Origin of the sequence: Shewanella woodyi ATCC 51908, from assembly GCF_000019525.1 — a bacterium.
Classification (GTDB): domain Bacteria; phylum Pseudomonadota; class Gammaproteobacteria; order Enterobacterales; family Shewanellaceae; genus Shewanella; species Shewanella woodyi.
On the sequence record NC_010506.1, the window covers coordinates 1355400 to 1380431 of the forward strand.

The 25032-nt window shown below is 43.1% G+C and carries 22 protein-coding genes; 8 read left to right on the forward strand and 14 right to left on the reverse strand.

The features are described from left to right. Positions 1–80 precede the first annotated feature (80 nt). Both SWOO_RS05295 and SWOO_RS05300 read right to left on the reverse strand, forming a co-directional pair. A complete protein-coding gene (locus SWOO_RS05295; RefSeq protein WP_195742860.1) occupies positions 81–956 on the reverse strand; it encodes a universal stress protein in 876 nt (291 codons plus the stop codon). 188 nt (positions 957–1144) lie between these two features. Then, positions 1145–1618 (reverse strand): hypothetical protein, encoded by a 474-nt coding sequence (locus tag SWOO_RS05300; RefSeq protein WP_012323681.1) that lies wholly within the window; start codon positions 1616–1618, stop codon positions 1145–1147. A 120-nt stretch (positions 1619–1738) separates the two neighbouring features. On the opposite strand from SWOO_RS05300, the gene SWOO_RS05305 reads away from it, so the two are divergent. Beyond that, positions 1739–2056 carry a DUF1971 domain-containing protein gene (locus SWOO_RS05305; RefSeq protein WP_012323682.1) on the forward strand — a complete coding sequence of 106 codons (318 nt, stop codon included), beginning with the start codon at positions 1739–1741 and terminating at the stop codon, positions 2054–2056. Positions 2057–2593: 537 nt separating this feature from the next. Next, on the forward strand, positions 2594–2842 hold the full coding sequence (locus SWOO_RS05310; protein ID WP_012323683.1) for a hypothetical protein: 249 nt from the start codon (positions 2594–2596) through the stop codon (positions 2840–2842). 111 nt (positions 2843–2953) lie between these two features. Here the strand turns inward: SWOO_RS05310 and SWOO_RS05315 are convergent, their stop codons facing one another. From SWOO_RS05315 to SWOO_RS05325, 3 genes are read right to left on the reverse strand one after another with little or no spacing between them, the layout of a single operon-like run. Next, a complete protein-coding gene (locus SWOO_RS05315) occupies positions 2954–3373 on the reverse strand; it encodes a VOC family protein (RefSeq protein ID WP_012323684.1) in 420 nt (139 codons plus the stop codon). Positions 3374–3400: 27 nt separating this feature from the next. After that, positions 3401–3790: a VOC family protein gene (locus tag SWOO_RS05320; RefSeq protein WP_012323685.1), complete on the reverse strand. Its 390-nt coding sequence runs from the start codon at positions 3788–3790 to the stop codon at positions 3401–3403. 14 nt (positions 3791–3804) lie between these two features. Continuing rightward, complete coding sequence (locus tag SWOO_RS05325; protein WP_012323686.1) at positions 3805–4437, reverse strand: NAD(P)H-dependent oxidoreductase; 633 nt, start codon at positions 4435–4437, stop codon at positions 3805–3807. A gap of 147 nt (positions 4438–4584) precedes the next feature. On the opposite strand from SWOO_RS05325, the gene SWOO_RS05330 reads away from it, so the two are divergent. The 4 genes from SWOO_RS05330 to SWOO_RS05345 all read left to right on the forward strand — a co-directional run bounded on the left by SWOO_RS05330 (position 4585) and on the right by SWOO_RS05345 (position 9079). Then, entirely contained in the window at positions 4585–5208 is a 624-nt protein-coding gene (locus SWOO_RS05330; protein WP_012323687.1) for a helix-turn-helix transcriptional regulator, read from the forward strand. Positions 5209–5210: 2 nt separating this feature from the next. Beyond that, a complete protein-coding gene (locus tag SWOO_RS05335; RefSeq protein WP_012323688.1) occupies positions 5211–5921 on the forward strand; it encodes a pseudouridine synthase in 711 nt (236 codons plus the stop codon). A 315-nt stretch (positions 5922–6236) separates the two neighbouring features. After that, positions 6237–6848 carry an acetate uptake transporter gene (locus SWOO_RS05340; RefSeq protein WP_012323689.1) on the forward strand — a complete coding sequence of 204 codons (612 nt, stop codon included), beginning with the start codon at positions 6237–6239 and terminating at the stop codon, positions 6846–6848. Positions 6849–7063: 215 nt separating this feature from the next. Next, a complete protein-coding gene (locus SWOO_RS05345) occupies positions 7064–9079 on the forward strand; it encodes an EAL domain-containing protein (protein WP_012323690.1) in 2016 nt (671 codons plus the stop codon). Positions 9080–9210: 131 nt separating this feature from the next. Here the strand turns inward: SWOO_RS05345 and SWOO_RS05350 are convergent, their stop codons facing one another. Next, complete coding sequence (locus SWOO_RS05350) at positions 9211–10743, reverse strand: MFS transporter (protein ID WP_012323691.1); 1533 nt, start codon at positions 10741–10743, stop codon at positions 9211–9213. A gap of 224 nt (positions 10744–10967) precedes the next feature. Between SWOO_RS05350 and SWOO_RS05355 the strand changes: the two genes are divergently transcribed. Continuing rightward, a complete protein-coding gene (locus tag SWOO_RS05355; RefSeq protein WP_012323692.1) occupies positions 10968–11534 on the forward strand; it encodes a GNAT family N-acetyltransferase in 567 nt (188 codons plus the stop codon). Positions 11535–11587: 53 nt separating this feature from the next. On the opposite strand, the gene SWOO_RS05360 is transcribed toward SWOO_RS05355, so the two are convergent. From SWOO_RS05360 to amrB, 4 genes are all read right to left on the reverse strand, one after another. Next, positions 11588–14563 (reverse strand): ImpA family metalloprotease, encoded by a 2976-nt coding sequence (locus SWOO_RS05360; protein ID WP_012323693.1) that lies wholly within the window; start codon positions 14561–14563, stop codon positions 11588–11590. A 195-nt stretch (positions 14564–14758) separates the two neighbouring features. After that, complete coding sequence (locus tag SWOO_RS05365; RefSeq protein ID WP_012323694.1) at positions 14759–16555, reverse strand: sensor domain-containing diguanylate cyclase; 1797 nt, start codon at positions 16553–16555, stop codon at positions 14759–14761. A 172-nt stretch (positions 16556–16727) separates the two neighbouring features. Continuing rightward, entirely contained in the window at positions 16728–17339 is a 612-nt protein-coding gene (gene amrA / locus SWOO_RS05370; protein ID WP_012323695.1) for an AmmeMemoRadiSam system protein A, read from the reverse strand. After that, positions 17317–18123 (reverse strand): AmmeMemoRadiSam system protein B, encoded by an 807-nt coding sequence (amrB, locus tag SWOO_RS05375; RefSeq protein WP_012323696.1) that lies wholly within the window; start codon positions 18121–18123, stop codon positions 17317–17319. The genes amrA and amrB overlap by 23 nt, the downstream gene beginning before the upstream one ends. A 60-nt stretch (positions 18124–18183) precedes the next feature. Here amrB and amrS point away from each other — a divergent pair, with 60 nt between their 5' ends. Then, positions 18184–19332, forward strand: coding sequence for an AmmeMemoRadiSam system radical SAM enzyme (amrS, locus tag SWOO_RS05380; RefSeq protein WP_012323697.1), 1149 nt, complete (start codon positions 18184–18186; stop codon positions 19330–19332). Between the two features lie 84 nt (positions 19333–19416). Here amrS and SWOO_RS05385 read toward each other — a convergent pair whose 3' ends face one another. From SWOO_RS05385 to SWOO_RS05400, 4 genes are all read right to left on the reverse strand, one after another. Then, a complete protein-coding gene (locus tag SWOO_RS05385) occupies positions 19417–22317 on the reverse strand; it encodes a valine--tRNA ligase (RefSeq protein WP_012323698.1) in 2901 nt (966 codons plus the stop codon). Between the two features lie 15 nt (positions 22318–22332). Continuing rightward, positions 22333–22803: a DNA polymerase III subunit chi gene (locus SWOO_RS05390; protein ID WP_012323699.1), complete on the reverse strand. Its 471-nt coding sequence runs from the start codon at positions 22801–22803 to the stop codon at positions 22333–22335. A gap of 583 nt (positions 22804–23386) precedes the next feature. After that, positions 23387–24025 carry a leukocidin/hemolysin toxin family protein gene (locus tag SWOO_RS05395; protein WP_229377308.1) on the reverse strand — a complete coding sequence of 213 codons (639 nt, stop codon included), beginning with the start codon at positions 24023–24025 and terminating at the stop codon, positions 23387–23389. 190 nt (positions 24026–24215) lie between these two features. Further along, complete coding sequence (locus SWOO_RS05400) at positions 24216–24611, reverse strand: hypothetical protein (protein WP_012323701.1); 396 nt, start codon at positions 24609–24611, stop codon at positions 24216–24218. Positions 24612–25032: the final 421 nt, after the last annotated feature.

The following is a 25032-nucleotide window of genomic DNA, read 5'->3' on the forward strand; positions in this document are numbered from 1 at the left end:
CGACCTATAAAGCTTTATACCATAGATATAAGGATAGCAGGTACGCACTATTTAGCTCTGTTTAGCACATGAGGTTGGGGCTAAAGTGTTGGCTTGATAGCCAAGATGTCACAGTGGAGTTGATCTATGATTTGTTCGCTGGTGTGGCCTTTGAGTTGGCTTAACCAGCCTTGATGTTCACTTGCGCCAACTATTACCATATTGACATGATATTGTTCTGCAATGGTTGGAATAATATGATCAGGGAGTCCCTCTATCAGGTGCAGCTGTTCATCCTCTAGATCGTAGTCTTGAGCTGAGTCTATTAAATCAAGCCAGTGTTGTGCTTTAGTATCTCGATGGTTAACTGTTGAGTTGGAAATGCTTACTTCCATGCTTAAGTTGTTATTGTGAAAGCAGTTAATGAGATGAATGTTATTGTCTAATAAGCTGGCTATCTCCTCACTATCATCAAGCAATTTTTTATTAAAGTTTATGTGTTGTTCGCTGGTATCGTCCGTCTCTATTGCTGTTAAAATATTGCCCTCATGCTGCCACTGTTTATCACCGACTAGCATGACTGAGATCTGTTTCTGTCTCAGCAAGCTCCACTCCTCGGCGAAGAAAAACTCGTGAAAAATGGGGTGGTGATGTTTGTAATTAACGATAACAAGATCGTATTGAGCTTGTTCAACTTCAGCTAATACCTCTGTTGAGACTGAGTTACTCTTTACCTCTTTTATTTCGATCTCTAACCCTAGGTTTTGATATTGGAAAATTAGATCTTCATTTTCGGCTAAGGGCTGCATATCGGTGGAGTTGTTGGTACTTTTCATAAAATTAAATTTGGGTGTCGTTAGCTGTATCAATGTCAGTTTAGATTTTGATTTATCGGCCAGAATTAGTGCCTTAATTAAGGCGTGTTGGGAGGAAAGGTATGGAGAGAATACGCCCAATATATGTTGATATGAACTCATGAAATCAGCCCCATTATTCATAATGTCTTTTTCTACTTTAGTTGACTGGAAGCTAAACAGCTTCCACTACTAAGATTGATTTAAACTAATGCTTAGGCTTGATAGTGCTGAAGGATATAGGGGATACGGTGATGTTGTGGATGGAAAGAGGCCAAATTATGGTCTATTTTAGCCTCTTTGCTCAGCGGTTATTTTAGCTTAGAGTTGATAAATTCGATGACGTTAGTATCCAACAGTTTTTTTGACAGGTAACTGGTTCCACCCGAATGTTTAATTAGGTATCCATTATCACCAACCTTGTGCTCTATCACCTCTTTCCAAGGGATATGTCCTTTCACAAAGTCTGATTGAGTATCTATCCCTAATTCATCAATAGTGAGCTTCACTTCATTGTTCGCCGCTTTACTCATCATCTGACGCCAAAGCCACCAACTTTTTTTGAACCTGACGCTTAGCCCTTCTATTGCACCTAGGCCGACGATAAATAGCGATGCATAGGCGTTGACGCCAGTGAGTAACAGCGCCGTACCTACCAAGAAAAAGCCGATAGTCTTATAGTAGGACTGAAGGGTTCTATCTTCTGTCACTGATGCTTCGAAGCACTCAGTGAAGTAGTTTTTATCTAATATGTATGATGTGGTATAGCGAAATGGAGCATTCATTGGGGTATATATAGTGGAGTTATGGCGCTAGTTTAACCTTTGAAGTATGCAAAGCAACTTTTGTCTTTCTCTGATCTCCATCTACACTGAAACTGTGTCGATTTTTAGTTAAGGCTGTATATGTCGTTTACTCCAAAAGGTTACACTCATTGCGAGTCAACTCAAGTTTATACCTGTGAAAATGTTCCTAAGATCTTGCTAGAACCACACTATACAAAAATGGGAGTGTATGAACAGATCCATGTTTTGTGTGGTGTATTAAAGTATTTGGGGTGTAATAGTCATACTCAAGTTACCGATAAAGAGGTGGTGATTAAAGCGAATGAGACCGCCATGGCGCACCCTAATTACCTTCACAGGTTAGAACCTGCCAGTGATGATCTAAAATTTGAGATCCGCTTCTACTCATTAGAGGAGCGCTCAAATACTGATAAATAGTGCCAGAAGCGAACCGCAGGCTAACGGAATGTTTATAACCAATATGGCTTATGAGCGAAATAGAGATTTTAACTGAAGGCATTTTTCTGTCCGATTTGCCTGATCACTTCCTCCCCAATCTGCTTCCACTTGATGGATCAACATATTGATAACTCGTTCAACCTGTTCGCCGTTACTCAGTACTGTATTTGAAAAATCTTCTGATCCTCTGGTTATTACCTAGAAACCATGATGGAGATCAAAAGGCTTATATTAAATACACTTTTATGTTGTAGGAAGGCATGAGAGCAGCTCATTTAACGAGTAGAGTCGATAATACTTACTGAGTGGTGAATTAAAGTGGAGGTTAAACTTTCGGTTAACAAAGCTTAACATGACATTCACAGGGGGAGTGGTTAGAGTATTCTTAAATTCCAAGGGTAACCCTGTTAGAGAAGTGTTCTTTTAGCTAGACAGTGGTTCTAGTGATGGAGAGTCAGTTTAATTGAGCAAACTGTTCTCAGATCATTGGCACGGGAGGTTAAACGAGGAGAAGATATGTTAATCGGAAGCATAGCTGAACTGTTTTTCTGGTTTTTTTGGGAATTTTTACTCTCATTTATCCTGTATACCACAGGAGCGATAGTACTTAGGCTTATTAGTTTTGGTCGAGTACGTAAGCCACTTTTCATGCCTTCAATCTTTAGCAATGAGAAGCGATTGGCAAAGAATGACTTTTTTTCTGCCTATGTATCAGGTTTCTTTTTCTATCTAATTCTATTGGCATTTATTATTTGGGTTGGATAATGAGCATTATATTGAGAGTATTTGTATAGCGCTTATGATGGCCACTTACTGGCAATAAGCTAAAAAAGAGTTTGAGTTGATCAGATTCAACTCTTTGATTAGCTAATTTAATTATTCATATCGATTTCTTAGTGATGGAGTATCACTTAGGTATTGAACAAACTCCACTTCATAGCCGTTAGGATCAAGGTAGTAGACGTTTTTTCTATATTCATCGACGGCGCCATCCTTATCAAGGTTAAATCCTGCTTCAGCTAATTGAGTCATAACACTATCAATGTCTGATGTGACAAAAGCGAAGTGTGCCAATCCCACTTGATGACCTGTTAAGTCCCGGTTCTCACCTACGCCATCATCATTAAAGGTTAAATACTGATAGTCATCGCCAAAGTGGACCCAGTTTCTCTTTTTGCCGTGCCAGCTTGCTTCTCCTCCACCTCTTACTTTCCAATGGGGAAAGGCTGCTTGGTAAAATTTCAGTGTTTTCTCAATATCTGTGACGACTAAATTTAGATGCTCTAGATGTATCATAACTAACTCCTTTATTTGCTTTATTCTTTATAGCTCTTGTTTATCTTTCTGCACTCTCCAAGGTGGATTGAGTCGATTTTCGCCTGCCCAGTAAAGCTTGATTTTGTTTCCAGAAGGATCATGGAGTACGGCTTCTCGCCATAGGTAACTCTCCATAGTGGGCATCTGATCAAAGTGAAATCCTTTTTCAATCAGTTGAGCTACTAGTTGGTCAAGATTTTGATGCTCAAAGTAGATGACACCGTAATTTCTTTGCTCTTCTGGTTGAAGGGAGAGTGAAAAACTAGCGTGGCCATCACTGCACTCAAACCTGGCATAATGGGGAGTATCCACTATCTGAATAAAACCCATTAGGCGATAAAACTCTGTGGCCTTGTGCATATCGTTGACCGGAAATGTAACTTGATTCATGTTCATCTTTTTCTCCAGTTTTACATTCCGTAGATATACTCTTGCTGTTTAGGATAGGGCTGAGCGCTGTGTCTTGCTCGAATCCCGCTCAGTGCCTCTGCGTATTGATAAAGCATATGTAAACTATATTGAATACGCCCCTCTAGCGCTGATTCTCTCGTGGCTGAGTTAGCGACTTGGTTGCCATTTGCTTCTGGTTTGCCATTAAGCACCTCTTCAACATTTCGTATGATGAGATGATCTGGTAGTGCGACCAATTTGTTATTTTTAAGCGCATTCATTCTCAGCTCTGCGATGGGATAGGCGCCGCTGATCCCACTGACGACTGAGACTAATAATGCTGGTTTGTGGGCTGTGTCCTGATTGTCACACATAAGTAAAAAATTCTTTAGTAGGGGAGAGGCCATGCCACCCCACTCAGGGGTGATCAATATCAGTGCATCGGCGCGTTTTACTTTTTGGCTGATCATTGGCCAGGGACTTCCTTTATCTAATTTACTCTCAGCTTCTCCATCCCAAAAAGGTAACTCATGAGTGCACAGCTCAATATGACTGCTCTGTGAGAACTCCGTTGTTATCTGGGCTAAATAGCTTGCGACTTTGGCACTTTGAGATTGAGTTCTTTGGCTGCCACTGACAATGAGTAAATTCATTTAGTAAACCTTTTTATTTATTTAATGTTTAGTAATGTAATTGCTTTACTAAGTAATGTAAAGGTTAGAACACAAATAAAGTAAATAAAAAAGTTTACTTAATGGCTGGATCGGTAATAATGCTAGGTAAGCAAGGTGAGAGGTATTATGAAAACCAGCGAGAAAATCATTCAACTCCTTAAGACTCAAGGACCGCAAACCGCTAAAGTGTTAGCCACTGAGTTGTCGTTGACGACGATGGGAGTACGTCAGCATATGCAAGTACTTGAAGATGAAGGTGACGTTAGCTTTGAAGATATTAAAGCCAGTCGTGGTCGGCCGACACGAGTCTGGTCACTCACAGCTAAGAGCAATAGTCATTTTACTGATCGGCATGAAGAGTTATCGGTACAGCTAATAGATTCAGTTATTAATGTATTCGGTGATTCTGGGCTCGATAAATTGATCTCCCATAGAGAGGAGACCTCGTTAGCCATGTATCAGGAGAGGTTAAGTGTAGAGAAAACATTGCTAGGTAAACTCAACGCCTTGGTTGAATTGCGTACAGCAGAAGGTTACATGGCAAGCGTTGAGCAAGAAGATGACTTTTACTGGTTATTGGAGAATCACTGTCCTATCTGTGCGGCTGCGAGCAGATGTTTGAATTTTTGTCGCTCAGAGCTGAAGCAATTCCAAACCTTACTGCAAGAGGATGCCTCTGTAAGTCGTGAAGAGCATATTATCGAGGGCGCCCGCCGTTGTGCCTACAAAGTACAACCAATTAAGAAGTAATAATGGAATCAAAACGTGCCCGTTTAGATAGGTTTATTAGTCAACACCTTAAGATTAACCGTAAAAATGTCCGTTTAATGTTGGCTAAAGGTCAAGTGAGAGTGGATGGGGAACTTGCTCGTGATATCGATCTAATCGTGGATGAATTTTCCCATATCTGTGTCAATGATGAAGTGATTCAAGCTAAGCAAGCTAGCTATATTATGCTGCATAAACCTGTTGGTGTTGTGAGTGCGACTGTCGATGATAAACACAAGACAGTGATAGAACTTCTAAAGTGCGATGATAGGAATAGTCTGCATATTGTTGGGAGGTTAGATCTTAATACTTCAGGTTTGTTGCTGTTAACCAATGATGGCCGCTGGTCGAAGCAGTTGATGGATCCAGAGTATAAAGTTGGAAAGCTATATCGTGTAGAGCTGCAAAACCCACTGACTGTTGAGTATATTTCAGCTTTTGCGAAGGGGATGTATTTTGAGTTTGAAGATATAACAACCTTGCCAGCTGAACTTGAAATAGTCGATAGCCACACAGCTCTAGTGACACTGTACGAGGGGCGTTATCATCAGATTAAGCGGATGTTTGGCCGTTTTCGTAATCCCGTTGTTGGTCTGCATAGAATATCTGTTGGTCAGATAGTGTTGGATAAAACGCTGGCATCGGGCCAAAGTCGACCTCTGACTCCTGAGGAAATTAAGCATAAACTAACATAATGTTATTTGTGTGATAAGGGTCTTGTTTGCTTGATAATTGAGACTCTTCTCATGTTGGTTCATATTTTCAACCATTCTTGCTTACCTAAACTCTGATAAGAGTGGGCACTTATGTGATGAATGATTCATTTTTGGTTGTTTTGTGATCTTAAGTGTCCCGTCCTCTCTTGTTTGATCTGTTAAATCTCTTCAACTAGAATGCGCCGCGCACGATTTACACTCAAGCGATTTATCGAATGAAAGGCTGCTTGAGTCAGATAAGATGCTGCGTATATTCCAAATACATTTAATTTGTTATTCCTGTAGGAAAAAAAGATGTCAACTAAGCTAGCTAACCCAGCGCCATTAGGGCTGATGGGTTTCGGTATGACCACCATACTGTTAAATATCCATAATGCGGGTTTTTTCCCGATTGATTCTATGATTTTAGCCATGGGTATATTTTACGGTGGTTTAGGCCAAGTGATCGTTGGCTGTATGTGTTTCAAGCGTGGTGATACATTTGGTACCACAGCTTTCACCTCTTATGGATTATTTTGGTTAACTTTAGTTGGCTTATTGGTTATGCCAAAGATGGGTCTAACCGAAGCAAGCCCTGCAGGCTTTATGGGTTGGTACCTAACTATGTGGGGTATCTTTACTGCATTTATGTTCGTAGGTTCTTTACGTTATCCACGTGCTAAGCAGGTTGTCTTTGGCTCTCTTACCGTTTTATTCTTCCTATTAGCAGCAAGAGATTTCACCGGTAGTGCTCTGATTGGTACTATTGCTGGCTTTGAAGGCATACTCTGTGGTGCAAGTGCTATTTATTTTGCAATGGCACAAGTGTTAAATGCTGAGTATGGCCGTACTATTTTGCCAATTGGTGAGCTTGCTGTAGAAGAGAGCAAAACAGTTCAAATAGAGACTCAATTAAAAGCTGCTTAAGCTAATTGTATTTTGAGTGTTAAACTATTAAAAAAGCTGGCATAAATGCCAGCTTTTTTGTTTTTAAAGATAAGCTTTCTGGTTATTTTGTTTAATAAAAGCTTGGTATTAACGTTTTTGATTATGATTTAATTAAGCTTATCCTGTTATTTGGTGTTGTTTTTTTACTCTTTAGCGGTCAGAATGCCCTTCATTTCCAAAGGATGGGGTTATATATGCTGGGAGTGTGGCAGTCTTCTGAACGTATCTTTTTAATTACAGTAAAAGAGTCTTTTGTTGCTCTGATCCCATTTATTGTTGTTAATTCATCTCTCTCACTGATATTAGCACTCGTTGATGCATGGAAACCCGTGTGGCAACAAAGTGAGAATTATATTTGGTTTAGTCAGTTCAGTGTCAATCTGCATGCTTTTTTCCCATTTTTAGTGCTTTTATCTCTCTCTATTCACTTTGCTAAATACCTTAATTTATCCCCTGTAGTATTAGCCTCTCTCTCAATAGGCACCTTGATCTCTCTTCATGTTCACCCAATTGATACTATTGAAGTCTTTGATCATTTCTCTGAAATGTTAACTGATCCTTGGGCTGTCGTTATTCCCATTTTTATGGCCTATACCTTAAAGAAAGTGACTTTTATTAAATCGCTAAACTTTATTAAAACAAGTAATTTAAATGGCTACTTAAAACTGCACCTGAATCTGTTAGCTCCCATGGTGATCAGCTTTTTGATTGTCACCCTGCTTATTTTGGTTTCATCTTTCTTTTTTGAGTTTGTATTCGACTTTATTGTTTCTCACCTTCAAGAAGCAGGAAACTATGGTTTTGTGTTGTTTAGAGTGGTTACCACTCATCTACTTTGGTGCGTCGGGGTTCATGGTGATATTGCCTTTCACCTATTTATGGGAAGCGACCAAGGACTACAACAGGTTTTTCAAAACTTAACTATCGATCAATTTATGGATATTTTTATTTTGTTTGGTGGAAGCGGGGGGACAATGGCACTCATTATTGCGATATTTATCTCCTCAAAAGATAACGGGTCTTTGAATGTCGCTAAAATAGCACTACCTTTTTCATTTTTTAATATAAATGAAATCTTAATTTACGGCCTCCCTATTACGTTTAATCCTAAACTTATCATCCCATTTGTTTTACTGCCTTGTATGAATATGCTCCTTGGTTATTTTGCTATTTCATGGGGACTACTTACATTTAATGGCCACTCAGTTGCGTGGATCACTCCACCTTTATTAAATGCCTATATTGCTAGTGAAAGTTTCACCGTGGTCGCTTTTCAGGCTGGGCTGATCGGCTTAAATGTGATGCTTTACTTACCATTTGTACGACGTTTTGAAGTGATCAATACGGGCAACAGTATGTTTGAAAATGTTTTAGAACATAAAATACAGCTACAAACAGAATTTGCTCGAATATCTGAACTTAATTATGTCCAGAAACAATCGGAAGAGTTAGCCGCTGATAATAAACTACAGAAAACTATCCAAGAGGTGTTAAGCGGAGAGTTGCTCCTGCATTACCAACCCAAAATTTGTTTAGACACAGATGAGGTTATCGGTTTTGAAGCATTGTTGAGGCTTAGAGTGGACTCAGGGAAAGTTGTTGGCCCTTATTTTATCAAGGAGTTTGATGATGCTGGATTTGCCAACTTAATCGATAACTTTGTGATAAAAACGGTATCTGAAGACCTTTTAAAGTGGCAGGCGGAAGGGTTTAACCCAAAAGTGAGTATTAACTTAAATCCTAATAATATTTTAGAGAAGCAAACACAAAACTTGCTAATCGATATGCTGGGTTCCATGGCTCACAATGTTGAGATCGAACTGCTGGAATCTGCTTTTATGTTAGATCTGAAACGGGTCGAAGAGACTATTGATCTATTAAGCAGCTATGGCTTCTCCTTTGTGTTGGATGATTTTGGTACTGGCTTTTCCAGTCTTAGCTTACTCAGTAAGATTAGAGTCAATGGAGTTAAGTTAGATAGGAGTATTCTCGAGCATACGGTCGATCCTAAGGGGCAAACTCTCTATAAGCACACCTGTATGTTATGTAAAAGTTTAGGTTTTAATCTGATTGCTGAGGGGGTCGAAACCAAAGAGGAGGCCGATTTTGTCAAACAGGCTGGTGTTGATTGCATACAGGGGTGGCTATACGCAAAAGCGATGCCGATGCAGGAAGCTAAAAAGTATGCTCAATCGATAGATAAGCACTAAGTAGATACATCGATTAAGTAAAAAGGGGCGTTATGCCCCTTTTCAATTAACTTAGTTACTTAGTTACTTAGTTACTTAGTTACTTAGTTACTTAGTTACTTAGTTACTTAGTTACTTAGTTACTTAGTTACTTAGCTTCTTTGCAGCTTAAGTAGCCACTTACCATAGAGGTAGATACCTACGGCAGAGATGGTGCCGATCGCAGCGATAATATACCAAGCCATGCCGATATCATGTGTGTTGTAGAGTAGGGTCGTTAGAGACTGAGCTGACTCACCTGTATAGCTGACTAGAGTGGTAAAGGCTTCACCTTGAGGAATTGCATCGATCTCGGATTGATTCATGCCACGCTCAGCTAGCAGTTGAAGAGAGAAGATCTCTTTTGATGCAAACATCTCGTAGAGTTTCGGACCAAAATAGCCCTCTAATGTCCAGCCAATCCCTTGTGGTAGCATGACAAACCCTAGGTACATGGCTTTCTTACCTTCAGGTGCTATGTTACCCATAAATTCATTCTTTTTAGGGCTGATCATCATCTCACCGAACGAGAACATGGCGATGGCCAACACCATCATCCAAGCTGCATTAGTGGCACCAATTAGCACGAAAGCCAAGATACTCATTAGACAGCCACCTAACATGGCTGTGGTTATGCGGTATTTGGCCGTTAGCGCTGCGACCAAGAAACAGCTGGTCATGATCATACCCGCATTGAGGTTGAGCATGCCCTCAGGCATCACCTTAGTTCCCGTATTATCCAGTCCAAGCCAGAACTGTAATATACCGTTTGATGTGCCTTCAGGACCAAATAATGAGGTGACGATTACGCTAGTATCGACCCACTCTGCAATATGGATTGGCAGTACGTCAAACAGAGAGTTAAACAGGAACCAGAAACCAGCAAAAACCAACATGTAATAGATGACGATAGGTTTTTTCAGCTCGTGCCAAGCATCCTTCCAAAGTACTTCTTGATGTAACTCGCCCGCTTTAATCTTACGTTTACGCTCTAAACGCTCCTCTTTTCCAGGCTCCTTATAAGCGAGTAGAAAAAGGAAGTTAAGGGAGATAATCGCGGCGCAGGCGTAAAACACATTGTCCCATGAGAGCTGACGCATATGTACGGCAACAAGCGGACCTAAGAATCCGCCAATATTAACCACTTGATAGAAAATCCCCCAGGCCATGGAGGTGTTTTGTCTGCCTGTAGAGAGAACTAGCGTACCCTGAATCCCAGGTTTAAATATACCTGTACCGGCAGCAAGCAATATGGCGCCAAACAGGAAACCATAGAAGCTAGGGAAGAAGGCCATCATGAGGTAGCCGGCAATCTTGATGATAGTTGAAGCGAAAATGGTCTCTTTATAGCCTACGCGATCTGAAATCCCGCCAGTGAAAACGGGGATAAATGTCTGCATAAATGCCCAGATGGCGATAATGACACCGTAATCGCTAAGGCTGATGCCGAGTCCACCCTCAGAAACAGGGGCTTTTGCATAGAGGCCTGCACTGGCTTTTACTCCGTAATAGGCGATACGCTCAACGAGCTCCATTCCGCCTACAATCCAAAAAATATAACTTAAGCTCGCAATCGAGGCCCACATGCCTAACTGCTTCACTTCCCGCAGATCGTTATCCGCGTAAGCGTCTTTGGAATCGCTCATACCTTTCCTTTAATTATTATTATTTAATGTTATTAGTACTGATTGCTTGTGATTAAATAGGTTAGTTGGATGTGCCATAAGGCTAATCGGCTGTAACCGCACCGATACTCTACCTAATTCAGTTGAAAAACACCAAGCGATTAGTTGAAAGTGAGTTGTGTTCAGCATCGATTATCATAAGCATAGAGAAGGATAAGTAAGGCTAAATAATGGGAGGCGAGTTAATGGAGCAAGTACAAGTGAGGAAAGGGTTTGAGATAAGCTTGCTCAATGAGCAGAGCCTTGAAGCGTTTTTCAATTATTTGGATGAACAGTTATCAGAAAGTGGTCAGGGAGAGGTGCCTTTATTTCAGCCTCTTTCACGAAGTCATACTGGGATGACCGATGAGATGAAACTTAGGTTCTCACAAGGTCTCGTCACCCAGTACAAAGAGCCTGGTTGGCGACAGATATGGGTGGCAAAGGATTGTGATGGCAATATTCGGGGTCATATCGATCTGCGAGGGCATCCTGAGGATCATACCCAACATAGGGCATTGCTGGGGATGGGAGTGCATACTCAAGCTAGGCGGACAGGGTTAGGCAAACGTTTTATTCGAACCGTTGAGCAGTGGGCGATTGATGAGAGTGAACTTGTTTGGCTTGACCTCTGGGTATTGTCTAATAACAAACCCGCTATAGGTCTCTATGAATCGACAGGGTTTAAGAAGTTGGGTGAGGTGGAAGATATGTTCAGAATAGATAATGAGTCTCATCATTTTACCAGAATGGCAAAGAGGTTAAGAGGTTAACAAGAATGAGGGGCATAGCCCCTCATTTTACTCTGTTACTGGCAGTGATTTGTCTAATCTAGCGGCCATACCTGATTGCCATCGACAGGCACAGATTGCAGATCTAACCCTAAGCAGTAGTCACCTGGGTTATAAACATAAACCTGTTTGGCGATCATGCTGAAGTTAAACCCTGCAACTTGATCTTTAGCTGCTTGACTGGTCGCGAGTCCCCACATCTGATAGACCTCACGGTAATCGAGCTGAGTTGAGTAGCTCATTGCCACCATTAAGAAATCATTATTTGAGATCCCTTTTGCAGCATCCAAACTAAATTGACTAAAGCCCAGTTGTGCTCGCTTTTGTAGCCAGAGTGCTTCTGAAGTTTTGGCGCGCTCAAATTCACGTAACAAGATATGCAAACGGGCGAGTAGGTGCCATCCATCCTCCAGCGCCCCATTTTTCTGTGCGGCGACCATCATCTGTAACATAGTCGCCATGCCATTAGACCAGCTGGTGAGTTTAGCCTCTTGCATATAGTTAAACGGGTCGGCTTGTTTCATGCTGGCCTGTAACACCTCAAATTCATCCTTAATAGATAAGCCCTGACATGAGGGAAGTTTACCACTCTCTTTAAAACCACGAGATTTGGTGTAGTAGGAGTATGGGTTGGTCGAGGCGTGTCCCTCATGACCATCAAATCTGAGTTTCCCCTTCTCTAAACCGTGGCCAAGCTCATGAATATCACCGTGTCCTGTTGGGCTGAATGACCAGTTTGCGTCATAGGGATTACCTGAGCAGCCGGCTCCACATGTGGCTTGATCCGCATTCATATGTTTTACCGTATCGAGATTATCAAGCTCCCAACCTTGTGCTATTGCGAAGTCGGTTATCTCGCTAACAGAGTCAATGTAGGGGCCTTTGAAACCCGCTAATAGGTGCGGGTAGTTATGAACATGGGTCATAATGGCTTGCCCCATCTTCTCTGGTGTATCCCAAAGCGGCTCATGGGACATGGTGGTCTTCATCTTATCAAGGCGTGAGTGAACTTCGAAATGTTCAGTGGCAAGCTCCGCCCAGTCAAACTCTGAATCGTTGAGTTGCTGCATAAATTGGGCGCCGTCCATACCGTTACGCCAGTAAGGGTGTAATCCAACACTGCTAAAGGTAAACTGAGTGGCCAAATCGCCTTTATCAAACTTCACCTGCATGGGGCCGCCATAGGGCGAGGTAAACTTTATTGTTTCACCTGGCTTTATCTCCACATGGGTGGATTGCAGGTATTTAGGGCGATTATAGCCATTTGTTGCATACTCATGGGTTGAAGCAGATCTTTGGGTGTTGATAAATACCCAAGTTTTTACATCACTGCTATCGTTTCTTGAGACTGTTACCGTTTGACCTGGCAAGGCATAAACACCTGCAGAGCGAAATCCCTGTTTACTGGTGATGCTGACAGATTTGTCTGTTGGCGTAATATGGGAGAAGTCGGTGCGACTAAAGTTACCTAAGTCAGCAGGAGCTGGATTTATCTCGCGATAGTTGTAGACAGTGTTGTCGGCAAACATAGCTTGAAGATAATCCATTGTATCGCTTGTTGCGACATCCATAGGGTAGCTTAACTGGCTGCGGTAGCTGTCACCAAGTAGGGTGATATATTTGTAGAGTTGGTGACTCTCTTGCTTAAACATATCCAGATGTTGGCTATCGAAGGATTGAAGCTGAGCCCTGATGTTATTGAGTGCGGGTTTGTACAGTTCGTTAAGACTGGCATCACAGCTGGTGGCACAGTTTGCTAAGGTAAAGTCTGGTGATTGCTCCTTTAAAAGGGTTAGCCACAAAGCCTCATCGGTGAGAGATGGTTTAGCGGTGAGCATTGCTTGATAACTTGACCAATCGGCTTTGTCGGGAGAGAAAAAGTTTCCAGGTCCACCAGGGCCTTGCATGGAGAAATCCATCATACCTAGCACTGTTTGGGTCAGTGGTACGCTGTTCCAGCTATGCAGGTGCATATAGAGTAGTGGTGTCTTTTGCTGCTGGGCTGAGGTCAGTAGTGTACTAACATCTCGCTCACTCAGATCGCCATTTGAGCCAGTGATAATCAGATCTGCCTGATTTAGACAGCTCGATTGAGCCGCTTTATCGTCACAGAGAGTGACGTTCCAGTTTGAATATTGAGTCGCAATCCAAGCCGTGATCCGTGAAACTGTGCTGCCGCCCATTAGGAACAGACGCACCTCTTGCGTTTGTGCTTGAGCAAGCTCCTTATCAAGTAACCAAGCAAGTAGCCCTTTGAAGTTCTCTTGATAATCTAGATTGTTCCCTTGCTGCATACTCGAGATAATATCGGTACCAAAGGCGGCGTTTCGTTGACCGTTTTTATCGCTGGCAGCAGCAAAAATTCTTCCACCATTACCTCTAATAAGCTCAAAACTTTTGCTTTGAGGGTAGTAGTGTGCAGCTTGATTGAGACGGATCATCTGCGAATGCTGCCCAGAGTCATATCGGATACTGTTACCTTGATAGATGCTCTGTAAAAAGTGGGCATTATCTTGACGATACAGATCGATAAAATTAAGTGAGCGCTTGATAAGCTGCGATTCGAGTCCTGACACTAGTTTAGGATCGCCAAGCTTGATGGCTGCACTGATCTGATCTTTGAGTGAGATATTGAGCTGATCTTCGCTGCTCTTACCTGCACTGTCAGTGACATTCAGTGCCACCTTAAGCTGAGCATCTTCGATAAGTGAGGATGCATCGATGACGAGATTTGAGCTGGTGTCGCCGCTGAGAGCGACCTGTGGACCGCTGACTATTCGCCATTGGTATTTGGCTTCGCCTTCATTATGCAAGCTGACCTCGGCGGACAGCGTAATAGGAAGATGATTCCAGCTCTCAATATCTTGGCCCAGTTCAACATCGGGGGCTGCTAAAGTAGGGGGAGGAGTGCCGCCACCATTGTTATCACTTGAGTCATTGTCGGCGTCACCGCCTCCACCACATGCCGTTATGCTAATAAATAAACAGGTTGAGAGCAGCTTATGCTTCATCTTAATACTTCCGATGTTTTAATTTTGTTGCATTTTGCACTAAAGATGGTTGCAACGCAAAATATTCTTTAATAACAATAAGTAAGCCAAATAATTGGCAGGGTCATAATGTTGGCGGCAGGAGGGATAACATAAAATTTAATATAAATCTTATGCTTAGTGGTTCAAGGTGTTAATCGATAAAGCGGATAGGGGTTAGCCTGTTTGACACTGGTCTTTAAGCTCACTGGCGAAGACGAAGTTATTCTTTCCTCTCTGTTTTGCTTGATACATAGCCTTATCAGCTTTATTAATCAAAGCTGTGCCGTCAAGCCCGTCATCAGGGGCAACAGCTATACCTAAGCTGAGGCCAATTTGGCAGAACTGCTCCTGAAGTAAGAAGTTAATGGCTAGCGAGTCGATCATCTTGTTTGCGATATGCTCGATGACACTGAGATCGTTAACATAGGGGAGTATGATGACAAACTCATCTCCGCCGACTCTGGCTATAATGTCATCCTCCCTTACTGCCTCGGAGAGCCTTACTGCGACCTCCTTTAAGAGTTGATCTCCAGCTTGATGACCTAAGGTGTCATTGATGCTCTTGAAGTTATCTAGATCGGCAAACATCACCACCAGCTTGTTGCCTTTCTTAAGTCCTGCTTTTAAGTACTCCTTCATCTGTTGACCTGCATACTCGCGGGTTGGTAGACCCGTTAAGGTGTCATGGTGGGCCATATGGTTGAGCTTTTTCTGAAGTTGATCTCGCTCTATAGCATTGTTTTTAAACACTTCCATCGCTTTGGCCATCTTACCCACTTCATCTTTGCGCTCGGAGACTGAGATATTGATATTGAGCTCATTACGAGACAGGCGGGTCATCATATGTGTCATGGCGACGATAGGCAGTGAGATGTCGGCCGCCAACAGATAACCGAGAAAGAAGATAACGATGGCAATAATGACGCCACTTAAGATAAGAAAGTGGCTCATGGTATAGACAGGAGATAAGATCTCATTAGTGTCTATCTCGGCGACAATGGCCCATCTGGTTCCCAGAAAGTCGACAGGTGCAAACGCTGAAAATACAGAGATACCACGGTAATCCTCTATTCGAGCACTGCCGGACTCTCCGGCAAGGGCACGATGAACCGAGGGGGTGTCGACCTGAGTTTGGAGTATACTTCGGCCTTGAAAGAAGCGAGAGTCGCTGCGCATCAAGAGATCTGGGCCCACAAGATAGGTCTCACCGCTCTCTCCCATACCAGCAGTTACCTGCATGACTCGGTTCAGTGGGGCGAGGGGCATCTGAAATGCGATGATGCCGATATAGCGGCGGTTACTATCAAATACCGGTGATGCGATAAAGCTGGCTGGAGCTTGATGACTTGGTTCATAAGGGGAAAAATCTGCAAAAAGGTGCTGACTTATCTTTGGTTGTGCGTTGAGCTCCTTGATTAAGTGACTTAAGTGAGTTTCCCGCCAAGGACCTGTCAGTAGGTTGGTCGCAAAGTCCTCCTCTTTTTTGACACTATAGATAAGATCTCCTTGGGTATTAAACAGAAAGAGATCGTGAAACTCCCGAGTTGAAACTAGGTTTCTAAATGCTGGGTGATACTCGCTATGGTACTTGTCATAGAGCGAAGCGTTATCGGCTCGGTGCAGTGCGCTTTTCTGTTCATTCGAGAAGGGGTTCATGTGAATATAGGTATCTTGAAGTTGCCTCGTTTGCTCGCTCTCCATGGCAAGCCAAGCTTGAGAAAACTCTTTGATAGCTGAGATAACAAGGGGACTTTGAGCGTGGAAGTAGAGGTCTTTTTCGATAACAGAGAAGTAGGTATTTAGCGATGAGGCTCTAGACTCTAACAGCGAGCTCAGTTTGTCTTCTGCCGAGTTAGTCATCTCATTCTTGGCGATGGTAAAGGCGATAAAGGCTGTGATTAATGCTGAAAGCAGCGCAAAACAGATCATAACAACAGGAAATTTATGGGTGATCTTTAAATCTGTGAACATACCTTCTCCTCAAATAAGCACAGTTAATAGAGGTTAACTACATATTGAAAGGGTAAGTAAGTTTAAAGTTTCTTTGACTGAGATCTGCCTGTTATATATCGGCAGTTAATCTTTAACTATAGTCGATATTTTTCAAGTTGACCTAAAAAGTGCAATTTCAGTGAAAATAGTGTCACAGCTCGCTATTTCCACCGAAGTGACAGACACTGAACTGGGCAATTTTTATCTTTTCGGACCAGTAGTTTTTCGGCCAATGTCCCTTAATAAGCAGGGCGTCTATAAAATGTTTAGGGGTGGGCATTTTTTGCCAAACTTGTGGCAAGAATACGCCTCGTTTATTGTCTTCAGTGAGTACGATACCGACTCTGTTTTGTGCTAAGTAATGGTGCAGATCTTCTCTGCAGTTGACCGTTAAAGAGCGTAAAGGCGAGAGTATAGAAAGCTCTATGGTGATCAGCTCTAACAGCTCTGTTGTTAAAGGTGAGAAACGGGGATCATGAAGGGCACTTCGTAGTGTTAATGTGGGGATGGTTTGATGGAGTCTTTGTGGCGTTTCAATATGGCCTATGCAGCCGCGTAACTCTCCTTGCAAAGTTAAGGTGACGAAACAGCCTAAGGTTTTATTTAGTATTGAGCTGGCGCGAAGATCTAACTCATGAACTAAGTCTGTGCTAGCTGCTGGGTTTGTTTGAGGGGCAAAGTGTTGCTGCAAGGTGTCCCTTGAAAGTCTCAGTAACTGAGATTTTTCCTCAAAGGTGAGCTCAATAGAGGGCGAAACTGGCATAGCCTACAACTCGACTTCTGTTACCTGAAGTATCACCTGAGTTTTGATAACTTAATTGATGTGTTTGTAGCTTATGGTACTCAGCTTGTATTGCAATAGCATTAAGTGCTCGACTTCCACAAGCTTGTTCTGGGGTTAATGCGCTATTGTGATTGATTATCTGTCTGCAGGTCTCTCTGTCCAGTTCGGCCGCTTCTTGATAAGAGTGATAGTGACTTAGGTCTGAACTTACAACGATTAAGGTTTCATCTCCTCCCCATACCTGCTCCAGTATTGAGGCCATAGCGTGGGGGGAGATATCTCCTACGAGTATAGGGATCAGTTCAAACTTATCCAAACAGAGCTGTAGAAAGGGGAGTTCAACCTCTAGGCTGTGCTCTTCATTATGGGGAAGATCTGAGATAAGTATCTTACTATGTTCGCTTAATTGACGAAGGGCCACCTTGTCTATTACCTGTTGGCCCAAAGGTGTTTCGAAACTTTCGGAGCTAGGTAAGGCGCAGCCTTTTAGGTGCACTCTGTGGGCAGGTCCCAATAAGACCACGCGCTTTATCTGTTTTCGCCTAGGAGCTAAAAGTGCAAAGGCACTGGCGGCGACTTGACCTGAGTAGATGTAGCCAGCGTGAGGGACTATGATAACTTTAGTTGGTGAGGATTTTAGCTTAGGGTCATTTGTTAGTGAGGCGCAGCGTCCCAGGTAGGTGTTTATCATCTGTTTTAGTGCTGTTGGCTCTGCTGGATAGAAGCGACCAGCGACCGCTGCTTGTCGAGTTAAGCTTGTCATTGGCGCCCCCAACTTATGGTCTTACACTAGGTTTAAAGTATAGTCCTGAGGGGTGATTATATGAAGTTTAGCCCTAAGAAAGATAGCGGTAATAATCATGTTGTCACGCAAAAAAGCGTGGCTCAGGTTCAGTCTGATAGCTCAAGCATCGTCGATACTCGTTACTGGCATGCTCTGGATGATGGACGGATTCAATGCGATCTTTGCCCTCGTCATTGCCAGCTCAGAGAGGGTAAACGTGGTGTCTGTTTTATACGGCAGAATATCGACAGTGAGATAAAGCTCACCAGTTATGGTCGCTCTAGTGGTTTCTGCGTCGACCCCATCGAGAAGAAGCCCCTTAACCACTTCTACCCTGGCAGCTCTGTGCTCTCTTTTGGTACTGCTGGATGTAACTTGTGTTGTAAGTTTTGCCAAAACTGGGATATTAGTAAGTCACGCCACTTTGATACATTAGGCTCGCAAGCATCTCCTGAATTACTGGCCGCTACGGCTAAAAAAATGGGCTGTAAAAGTGTGGCGTTTACCTATAACGATCCAGTCATCTTTCATGAGTATGCTATCGATGTAGCCCAAGCTTGCCATGAGATAGGTATTAACTCAGTTGCGGTTACGGCCGGATATATCTGCCCCGATCCCAGAGTTGAGTTTTTTAACTTTATGGATGCAGCCAATGTTGACCTTAAGGGGTTTACACAAGAGTTTTATCATAAGATCTGTAGTGGCAATCTCAGTGATGTGCTCGACACCTTGCTTTACCTTAAGCATGAAACTCAGGTCTGGTTTGAGATAACCACTTTGCTTATTCCCGATGAAAATGACAGTGTTAGAGAACTAGAGCAGCAAACTCAGTGGATTGTGGACAATCTAGGGCCCAATGTACCACTGCATTTCAGTGCTTTTCATCCAGACTTTCATATGTTGAAAAAAACCAGAACCCCTGTATCGACATTGATGCGCGCCAGAGAGATTGCACTAAAGCAGGGGCTTAATTATGTCTATACCGGTAATGTGCATGACAGCGCTGGTGGCAGCAGTTATTGTCCAAGTTGTCATCAACGGGTCATTGAACGGGATTGGTATAAGTTAGGGGAGTACTGTTTAGATAGCGCTGGCCATTGTCATCATTGTGGTGAGTCCATTTCGGGACGTTTCGATGGGGCACCGGGCCACTTTGGTCATAGAAGGATCCCGATTAGAATTGGCTAAAGGGATGCGCGTAATAAAAAGGCGGCTCAATGGCCGCCTTTTTTGCTCTGTCTTGAACTTAATATTCAAGACTTATAGCGCATTTTAACCTTCCAACTTAGCTAGCTCAGCTTTCTGCTCAGTTAACTTGTCGATATCACGCTGATATTCAGCTTGCTTAGCGCGCTCTTTCTCAATCACGGCTGCTGGCGCTTTAGCCACGAAACCTTGGTTAGAGAGCTTACCTTCGATGCGCTTAAACTCACCAGCAGCCTTCTCGAGCAGCTTGTCGATACGGGCAACCTCTTTAGCCACGTCGATAAGACCTGCCATCGGGATCAGTAGCTCCATATCACCGATCAACTGGGTGGTTGACATAGGTGCGACATCATCTTCAGACATGATAGTGATGGTCTCAAGCTTAGCGAGCGTGGTGAAGAACACCTGATTTGCCTCAAGGCGAGCTTTGTCTTTGTCGCTCACACCACGTAGTAGGGCATTAAGCGGCTTAGATGGCGCTATGTTCAGCTCAGCGCGGATGTTACGTACCGCAGTGATCACTTGCTTCACCCACTCAAGATCTTCCATCGCTTCACTATCAACTTTGTCAGCTTGATATTCAGGGAAACTCGCCAACATCAAGGTATCACCTTCAACACCTGCTAATGGCTGCACACGCTTCCAGATGGTCTCTGTCAGGTAAGGCATCATCGGGTGCATCAGACGTTGCATCTTCTCAAGTACAGTCACTAAGGTGTGGCGTGTACCACGAAGCTGAGCTTCGGTGCCATTTTGCATTACAGGCTTAGTTAGCTCTAAGTACCAGTCACAGAACTGGTTCCAAGTGAACTCATAGATGGTGTTTGCCGCTAGGTCGAAACGGTAGTTCTCCATGTGCTCGTCATAGGCTTTAACGGTTTCATTAAACAAACCGATAATCCAGCGATCTGCAAGAGACAGTTCCATTTCACCGCCATGTTGACCACAATCGAGTGCTTCACCGATAGAGTCCTCTGCTGCATCATCTGCTTGTACTTCAGTATTCATCAGTACGTAGCGTGATGCGTTCCAGATCTTGTTACAGAAGCTGCGGTAACCGTCGAGGCGCTTCATGTCCCAGTTAATGTCACGACCAGTCGATGCCATAGAGGCTAAGGTAAAGCGCAGTGCATCGGTACCGTGAGCTTCGATGCCGTCACTAAACTCTTTGCGTGTGCTCTTTTCAATCTTAGCGGCCAGTTTTGGCTGCATCATGTTACCAGTACGTTTCGTCACTAGTGACTCAAGATCGATACCGTCAATCATATCCAATGGATCGAGTACGTTACCCTTAGACTTCGACATCTTATTACCAGCTTCATCACGGATAAGACCCGTCACGTAAACTGTTTTAAATGGCACTTGAGGCTTGCCGTTTTCATCTTTAATGAAGTGCATGGTCATCATGATCATGCGAGCAACCCAGAAGAAAATAATATCAAAACCTGTTACCAACACATCTGTTGGGTGGAAAGCTTTAAGCTCGGCGGTATCTTTTGGCCAACCTAAGGTCGAGAAGGTCCATAATGCAGAGCTAAACCAGGTATCGAGTACATCGTTGTCTTGGCGAAGCACGATAGAATCGTCAAGTTTGTGCTTAGCACGAACTTCGCTTTCATCACGGCCAACATAGACCTTACCCGCCTCGTCGTACCAAGCTGGGATACGGTGACCCCACCAAAGCTGACGTGAGATACACCAGTCTTGAATATCACGCATCCAAGAGTTGTACATGTTCTCATACTGCTGTGGCACAAACTTGATATCGCCGTTATCCACCGCTTCCATGGCTGTTTTTGCCATAGGAGCAACTGACACATACCACTGATCTGTCAGTAAAGGCTCAATGACCACACCAGAGCGATCGCCATAAGGAACTTTCAATCCGTGGGGATCGATTTTTCCAAGTAAGCCTAAGGTTTCAAATTCGGCAACAATCGCTGTTCGGGCTTTAAAGCGATCAAGACCTGCATAACGCTCAGGAAGCGTGTTATCTAACTCGTTATTTGCTGTGCCATCTGTGTTTACCACTTCGGCGCTTGAACGAATTGCGGCATCGAAGGTTAAGATGTTGTACATAGGTAGCGCATGACGCTTACCCACTTCATAATCGTTAAAATCGTGAGCTGGGGTGATCTTCACACAACCAGTACCGAACTCCATGTCGACATAGTCGTCGGCCACAATCGGGATAAGACGGTTAACGATTGGCAAAAGAATAAACTTGCCAATAAGCGAGGCATAACGCTCATCATCAGGGTGAACCGCCACGGCGCTGTCACCTAACATGGTTTCAGGACGGGTGGTTGCCACTTCAAGGTAATCTTTACCGTCAGCGGTCAATGCGCCATCGGCTAGTGGATAGCGGAAATGCCACATGCTACCTTGCTTCTCTTTGTTCTCAACTTCCAAGTCTGAGATAGCGGTGTGCAGTGTTGGATCCCAGTTTACTAGGCGCTTACCACGGTAGATTAGGTCATCTTCATACAGACGAACAAAGACCTCTTGAACCGCATCAGACATGCCCTCATCCATAGTGAAACGCTCACGATCCCAATCAACCGAAGCGCCAAGACGGCGTAGCTGCTTAGTGATGGTGCCGCCGGACTCATTCTTCCAGTCCCAGATACGGTCAATAAACGCATCGCGACCTAAATCGTGACGATTTAAGCCCTCTTCAGCTGCCACTTTACGCTCAACCAACATCTGAGTTGCGATACCAGCATGGTCGGTACCGACCTGCCAAAGGGTGTTTTTGCCCTTCATACGCTGATAACGGGTCAAAGTATCCATAATGGTGTCTTGGAAAGCATGACCCATATGCAAACTACCCGTCACATTTGGTGGCGGGATCATGATGCAATAGTTGCCCTTAGACTCGTCGCCATGGGGCTTGAAGTAACCTTTCTCTTCCCAGTTTTGGTAAAGAGACTGTTCGATAGACTGCGGATTGTATGTTTTTTCCATGGGAGCGTGTGCTTCTCAAACTAAATTAAGTGGTTGTTTTGCTAAATCCTGAGTGTTTAATGTAACACCCAAGCTTCGATACTGCCTATAGCGCTCGCGGGCGATCGCTTTATGTCCAGTATCGTTGGCAACGAAATCGATAATCTGGCCAAAGTTTACCGCAAATGAGGGTACTTGGTCTGCAAGATTAATCAGAAGGTGGCGATTTTTATTGGGGCCGAGGTTATCAAAACCTATCTCAACCGGAGCTCCGGTTGTCGGTCCTTCCCCTTTTAAGTTATGGGGAACGAAAGAGCGTGGTTCAAACTGCCATAAAAGTTCATCGATGGCGTAAGCCTGTTCTCTATCCTGACAATGAAAATAGACCAACTGCTGCTTGATAAATGCCTGCTGAGCCAGTTCACAAGCCAGATGAAACATCTGCTCCAATGCCGTTCCCGAGCTGCGAGGCTCTGTTGGCATAAGATAAAATAGGGTTTGTGTCATAGTTAGGCTTATTCAGCGGACGAAAGAGGAGATTTTACACTAGATACAGCCAGTGATCAGCCACTTTTTCTGTTCTCTGACTTTCATCTCTATCATCAGGGTTTAGCTTGCCTGACAGCAAGTTTCAAATATCTTTATGTTGGGTTCATTGGGCTGGTTTGATGTTTGGTTGGTTTGCTGGATACCACAGCAGCGAGGTTGTTTATTGCTTGCAGCAGGCCAAATGTGTAAATACTTCTATGACTCGGCGCAAGTATATCCCTATAGCCTCTACGACAGCGTCCATGCTGTCGAAGGTCATAGCCGCGTTCACACTTGATTATTGATCTCTTCGATTGAGGTTTTGGGCTGTAACTCATTTTTGGACAATAATACGTTAGACCTAAAGTTCTGGAAGTGACAATTGCTATTAGAGAAAGTATAGAGTTCTGAAATGCGGTAACGCCGTGTTAAGTAGTGAGTAACGTTATCACCTAACCTAAACCATTACACCGTAAACACAAAACTCAATTGGAACTAAAATGCCAAGCGTTGGGAGCCTGCCTTAAACGCTTTGTATGGATTATAAACCCACCTGATTTTGTTATGTGTTCTTTTTCGTTTGTGTGTTGATCGACGCTTGAACTATATCCATAATTTTGTAAGGTTTGACTTTTATATGAAACAATGAGACTTGAAAATGAGTACCTGCAAGGATTAGGTAATCCTGCATCATTCGTTTTTCTAGGACTTCAATATTAGATACTACATCTGCTAACTCCATTTTGAGTGACGTTAGATACTGAATCTCAAAATGTTCATATACTTCAACAGGAATTGTATCTTTGTGTTTATCAATTACAGTCCCAGTAATATCATGAATTTGTCTCTGATTAGTGAACAATGACTCTGGAATATGCAAGCCCCAGTTTCGATGTTGATTGAAGCTATTTGAAATTTGCGCTTCTTCATTAGTTAGCTGTTCAAAGCTGACATCTAAGCAAGAAGCTCCTTTGACTAGTAATTTGCGAAACTTCCTGTACGAAACAGCACTTTTAGATTCATCACCGAACAAGTTAAATAAATAGTATAGAAGTGCTTTTGACTTATCACTGATGGACTCATATGCGGTTGCCTCCACTACTTCAGCGTCGGGGTCGGACTCTATTAAGTCATTAATTTCTAAAAGGTAACGCTTAAGCCTTGCCTTATACTTCACAGTATCTGCAATTATTTGGGACAAATAATAAATGTAATCCTCTTTTTCTCGAAATTTGTAAACTCTCACTTAATAGTGACCTCTAATACGTATTTGGCATAGAAAACATAACGTCCGACTCACCGATCACATTTTTGTTGGCGACTTTTTGTGCGTGTTTCTGCACAAAAGGTGACAGTGAAAATTTGTCCGGTGCAGTTGCTTGATTAGTGGCTTATCCAATTTGAACCTCTTTAATATCAGGATGCTTCTCAAGCAGCTCTTTAAAGTAGACAAAACAACCATCTGAAGTGCTCATCTTGTTTTTGCCTAAGAGCTTTTCTTTAAAGCTACGATGTTTGTCAACTTGGAATACCCACTCTAGCTCAGCTGTTGGATCATCACCTTGCTCGAAGAAAGCACAAGAACCAATAAGATAATTGTTACCCTCATATTCCAGTTCGCTATACCAGCCCCAATCTTCTGCATCTGGTTCGGAAATGGCCAACTCGTCCGACAGCTCCTTTCGAAGCCACTCCAAAAGCGATAGCCCATAAATAGGATTTATAGGGTTTTTTCTCTCTTTTGAAACATCAAACAGAGATGTCCTGAAATGAATCACTTGGTTCATAATCATCCTTGCCCACTAACATTTGTATAGTGTGCATGTGCGTATACTTGGCAAAACGCGCATGCACATTTAACAAACCTATTCTTTAAGTCTTACTAAAGTAAAGTTATTGATTGATAAGCACTCTACCAGAGTGATGTAGGATAAACGAGTACGAAATTTTAAAAGTGAGCATTGATATTGATGTCTTATCTAAAATGTTCAGTAGCAGTTACTTATCGATTAGCAAAAGTAGGTCAACTGGCTTACTACTCTTCTGTGCCGTTTATCGCCCGTAACACATAACGGGGCAAAAATCAGTTACGAAACCCAACCAAGTAAAGCCAAATCGAAGAGATACTCTTGCTTAAAATCAGGGGGGTGTAGATGCGGCAGTGACCGTCCGTGACATGGACGTCACGGCCGAGACTATAGGGATATA

Bases quoted from the DNA above. Each gene is read 5' to 3' on its own strand.
- amrA (WP_012323695.1), bottom strand. From the start codon at position 17,339: ATGCCAGTTTCGCCCTCTATTGAGCTCACCTTTGAGGAAAAATCTCAG.
- amrB (WP_012323696.1), bottom strand. From the start codon at position 18,123: ATGACAAGCTTAACTCGACAAGCAGCGGTCGCTGGTCGCTTCTATCCA.
- amrS (WP_012323697.1), top strand. From the start codon at position 18,184: ATGAAGTTTAGCCCTAAGAAAGATAGCGGTAATAATCATGTTGTCACG.
- SWOO_RS05310 (WP_012323683.1), top strand. From the start codon at position 2,594: ATGTTAATCGGAAGCATAGCTGAACTGTTTTTCTGGTTTTTTTGGGAA.
- SWOO_RS05355 (WP_012323692.1), top strand. From the start codon at position 10,968: ATGGAGCAAGTACAAGTGAGGAAAGGGTTTGAGATAAGCTTGCTCAAT.
- SWOO_RS05340 (WP_012323689.1), top strand. From the start codon at position 6,237: ATGTCAACTAAGCTAGCTAACCCAGCGCCATTAGGGCTGATGGGTTTC.
- SWOO_RS05320 (WP_012323685.1), bottom strand. From the start codon at position 3,790: ATGAACATGAATCAAGTTACATTTCCGGTCAACGATATGCACAAGGCC.
- SWOO_RS05345 (WP_012323690.1), top strand. From the start codon at position 7,064: ATGCTGGGAGTGTGGCAGTCTTCTGAACGTATCTTTTTAATTACAGTA.
- SWOO_RS05400 (WP_012323701.1), bottom strand. From the start codon at position 24,611: ATGAACCAAGTGATTCATTTCAGGACATCTCTGTTTGATGTTTCAAAA.
- SWOO_RS05350 (WP_012323691.1), bottom strand. From the start codon at position 10,743: ATGAGCGATTCCAAAGACGCTTACGCGGATAACGATCTGCGGGAAGTG.
- SWOO_RS05300 (WP_012323681.1), bottom strand. From the start codon at position 1,618: ATGAATGCTCCATTTCGCTATACCACATCATACATATTAGATAAAAAC.
- SWOO_RS05315 (WP_012323684.1), bottom strand. From the start codon at position 3,373: ATGATACATCTAGAGCATCTAAATTTAGTCGTCACAGATATTGAGAAA.
- SWOO_RS05325 (WP_012323686.1), bottom strand. From the start codon at position 4,437: ATGAATTTACTCATTGTCAGTGGCAGCCAAAGAACTCAATCTCAAAGT.
- SWOO_RS05295 (WP_195742860.1), bottom strand. From the start codon at position 956: ATGAGTTCATATCAACATATATTGGGCGTATTCTCTCCATACCTTTCC.
- SWOO_RS05330 (WP_012323687.1), top strand. From the start codon at position 4,585: ATGAAAACCAGCGAGAAAATCATTCAACTCCTTAAGACTCAAGGACCG.
- SWOO_RS05390 (WP_012323699.1), bottom strand. From the start codon at position 22,803: ATGACACAAACCCTATTTTATCTTATGCCAACAGAGCCTCGCAGCTCG.
- SWOO_RS05360 (WP_012323693.1), bottom strand. From the start codon at position 14,563: ATGAAGCATAAGCTGCTCTCAACCTGTTTATTTATTAGCATAACGGCA.
- SWOO_RS05305 (WP_012323682.1), top strand. From the start codon at position 1,739: ATGTCGTTTACTCCAAAAGGTTACACTCATTGCGAGTCAACTCAAGTT.
- SWOO_RS05365 (WP_012323694.1), bottom strand. From the start codon at position 16,555: ATGTTCACAGATTTAAAGATCACCCATAAATTTCCTGTTGTTATGATC.
- SWOO_RS05335 (WP_012323688.1), top strand. From the start codon at position 5,211: ATGGAATCAAAACGTGCCCGTTTAGATAGGTTTATTAGTCAACACCTT.
- SWOO_RS05385 (WP_012323698.1), bottom strand. From the start codon at position 22,317: ATGGAAAAAACATACAATCCGCAGTCTATCGAACAGTCTCTTTACCAA.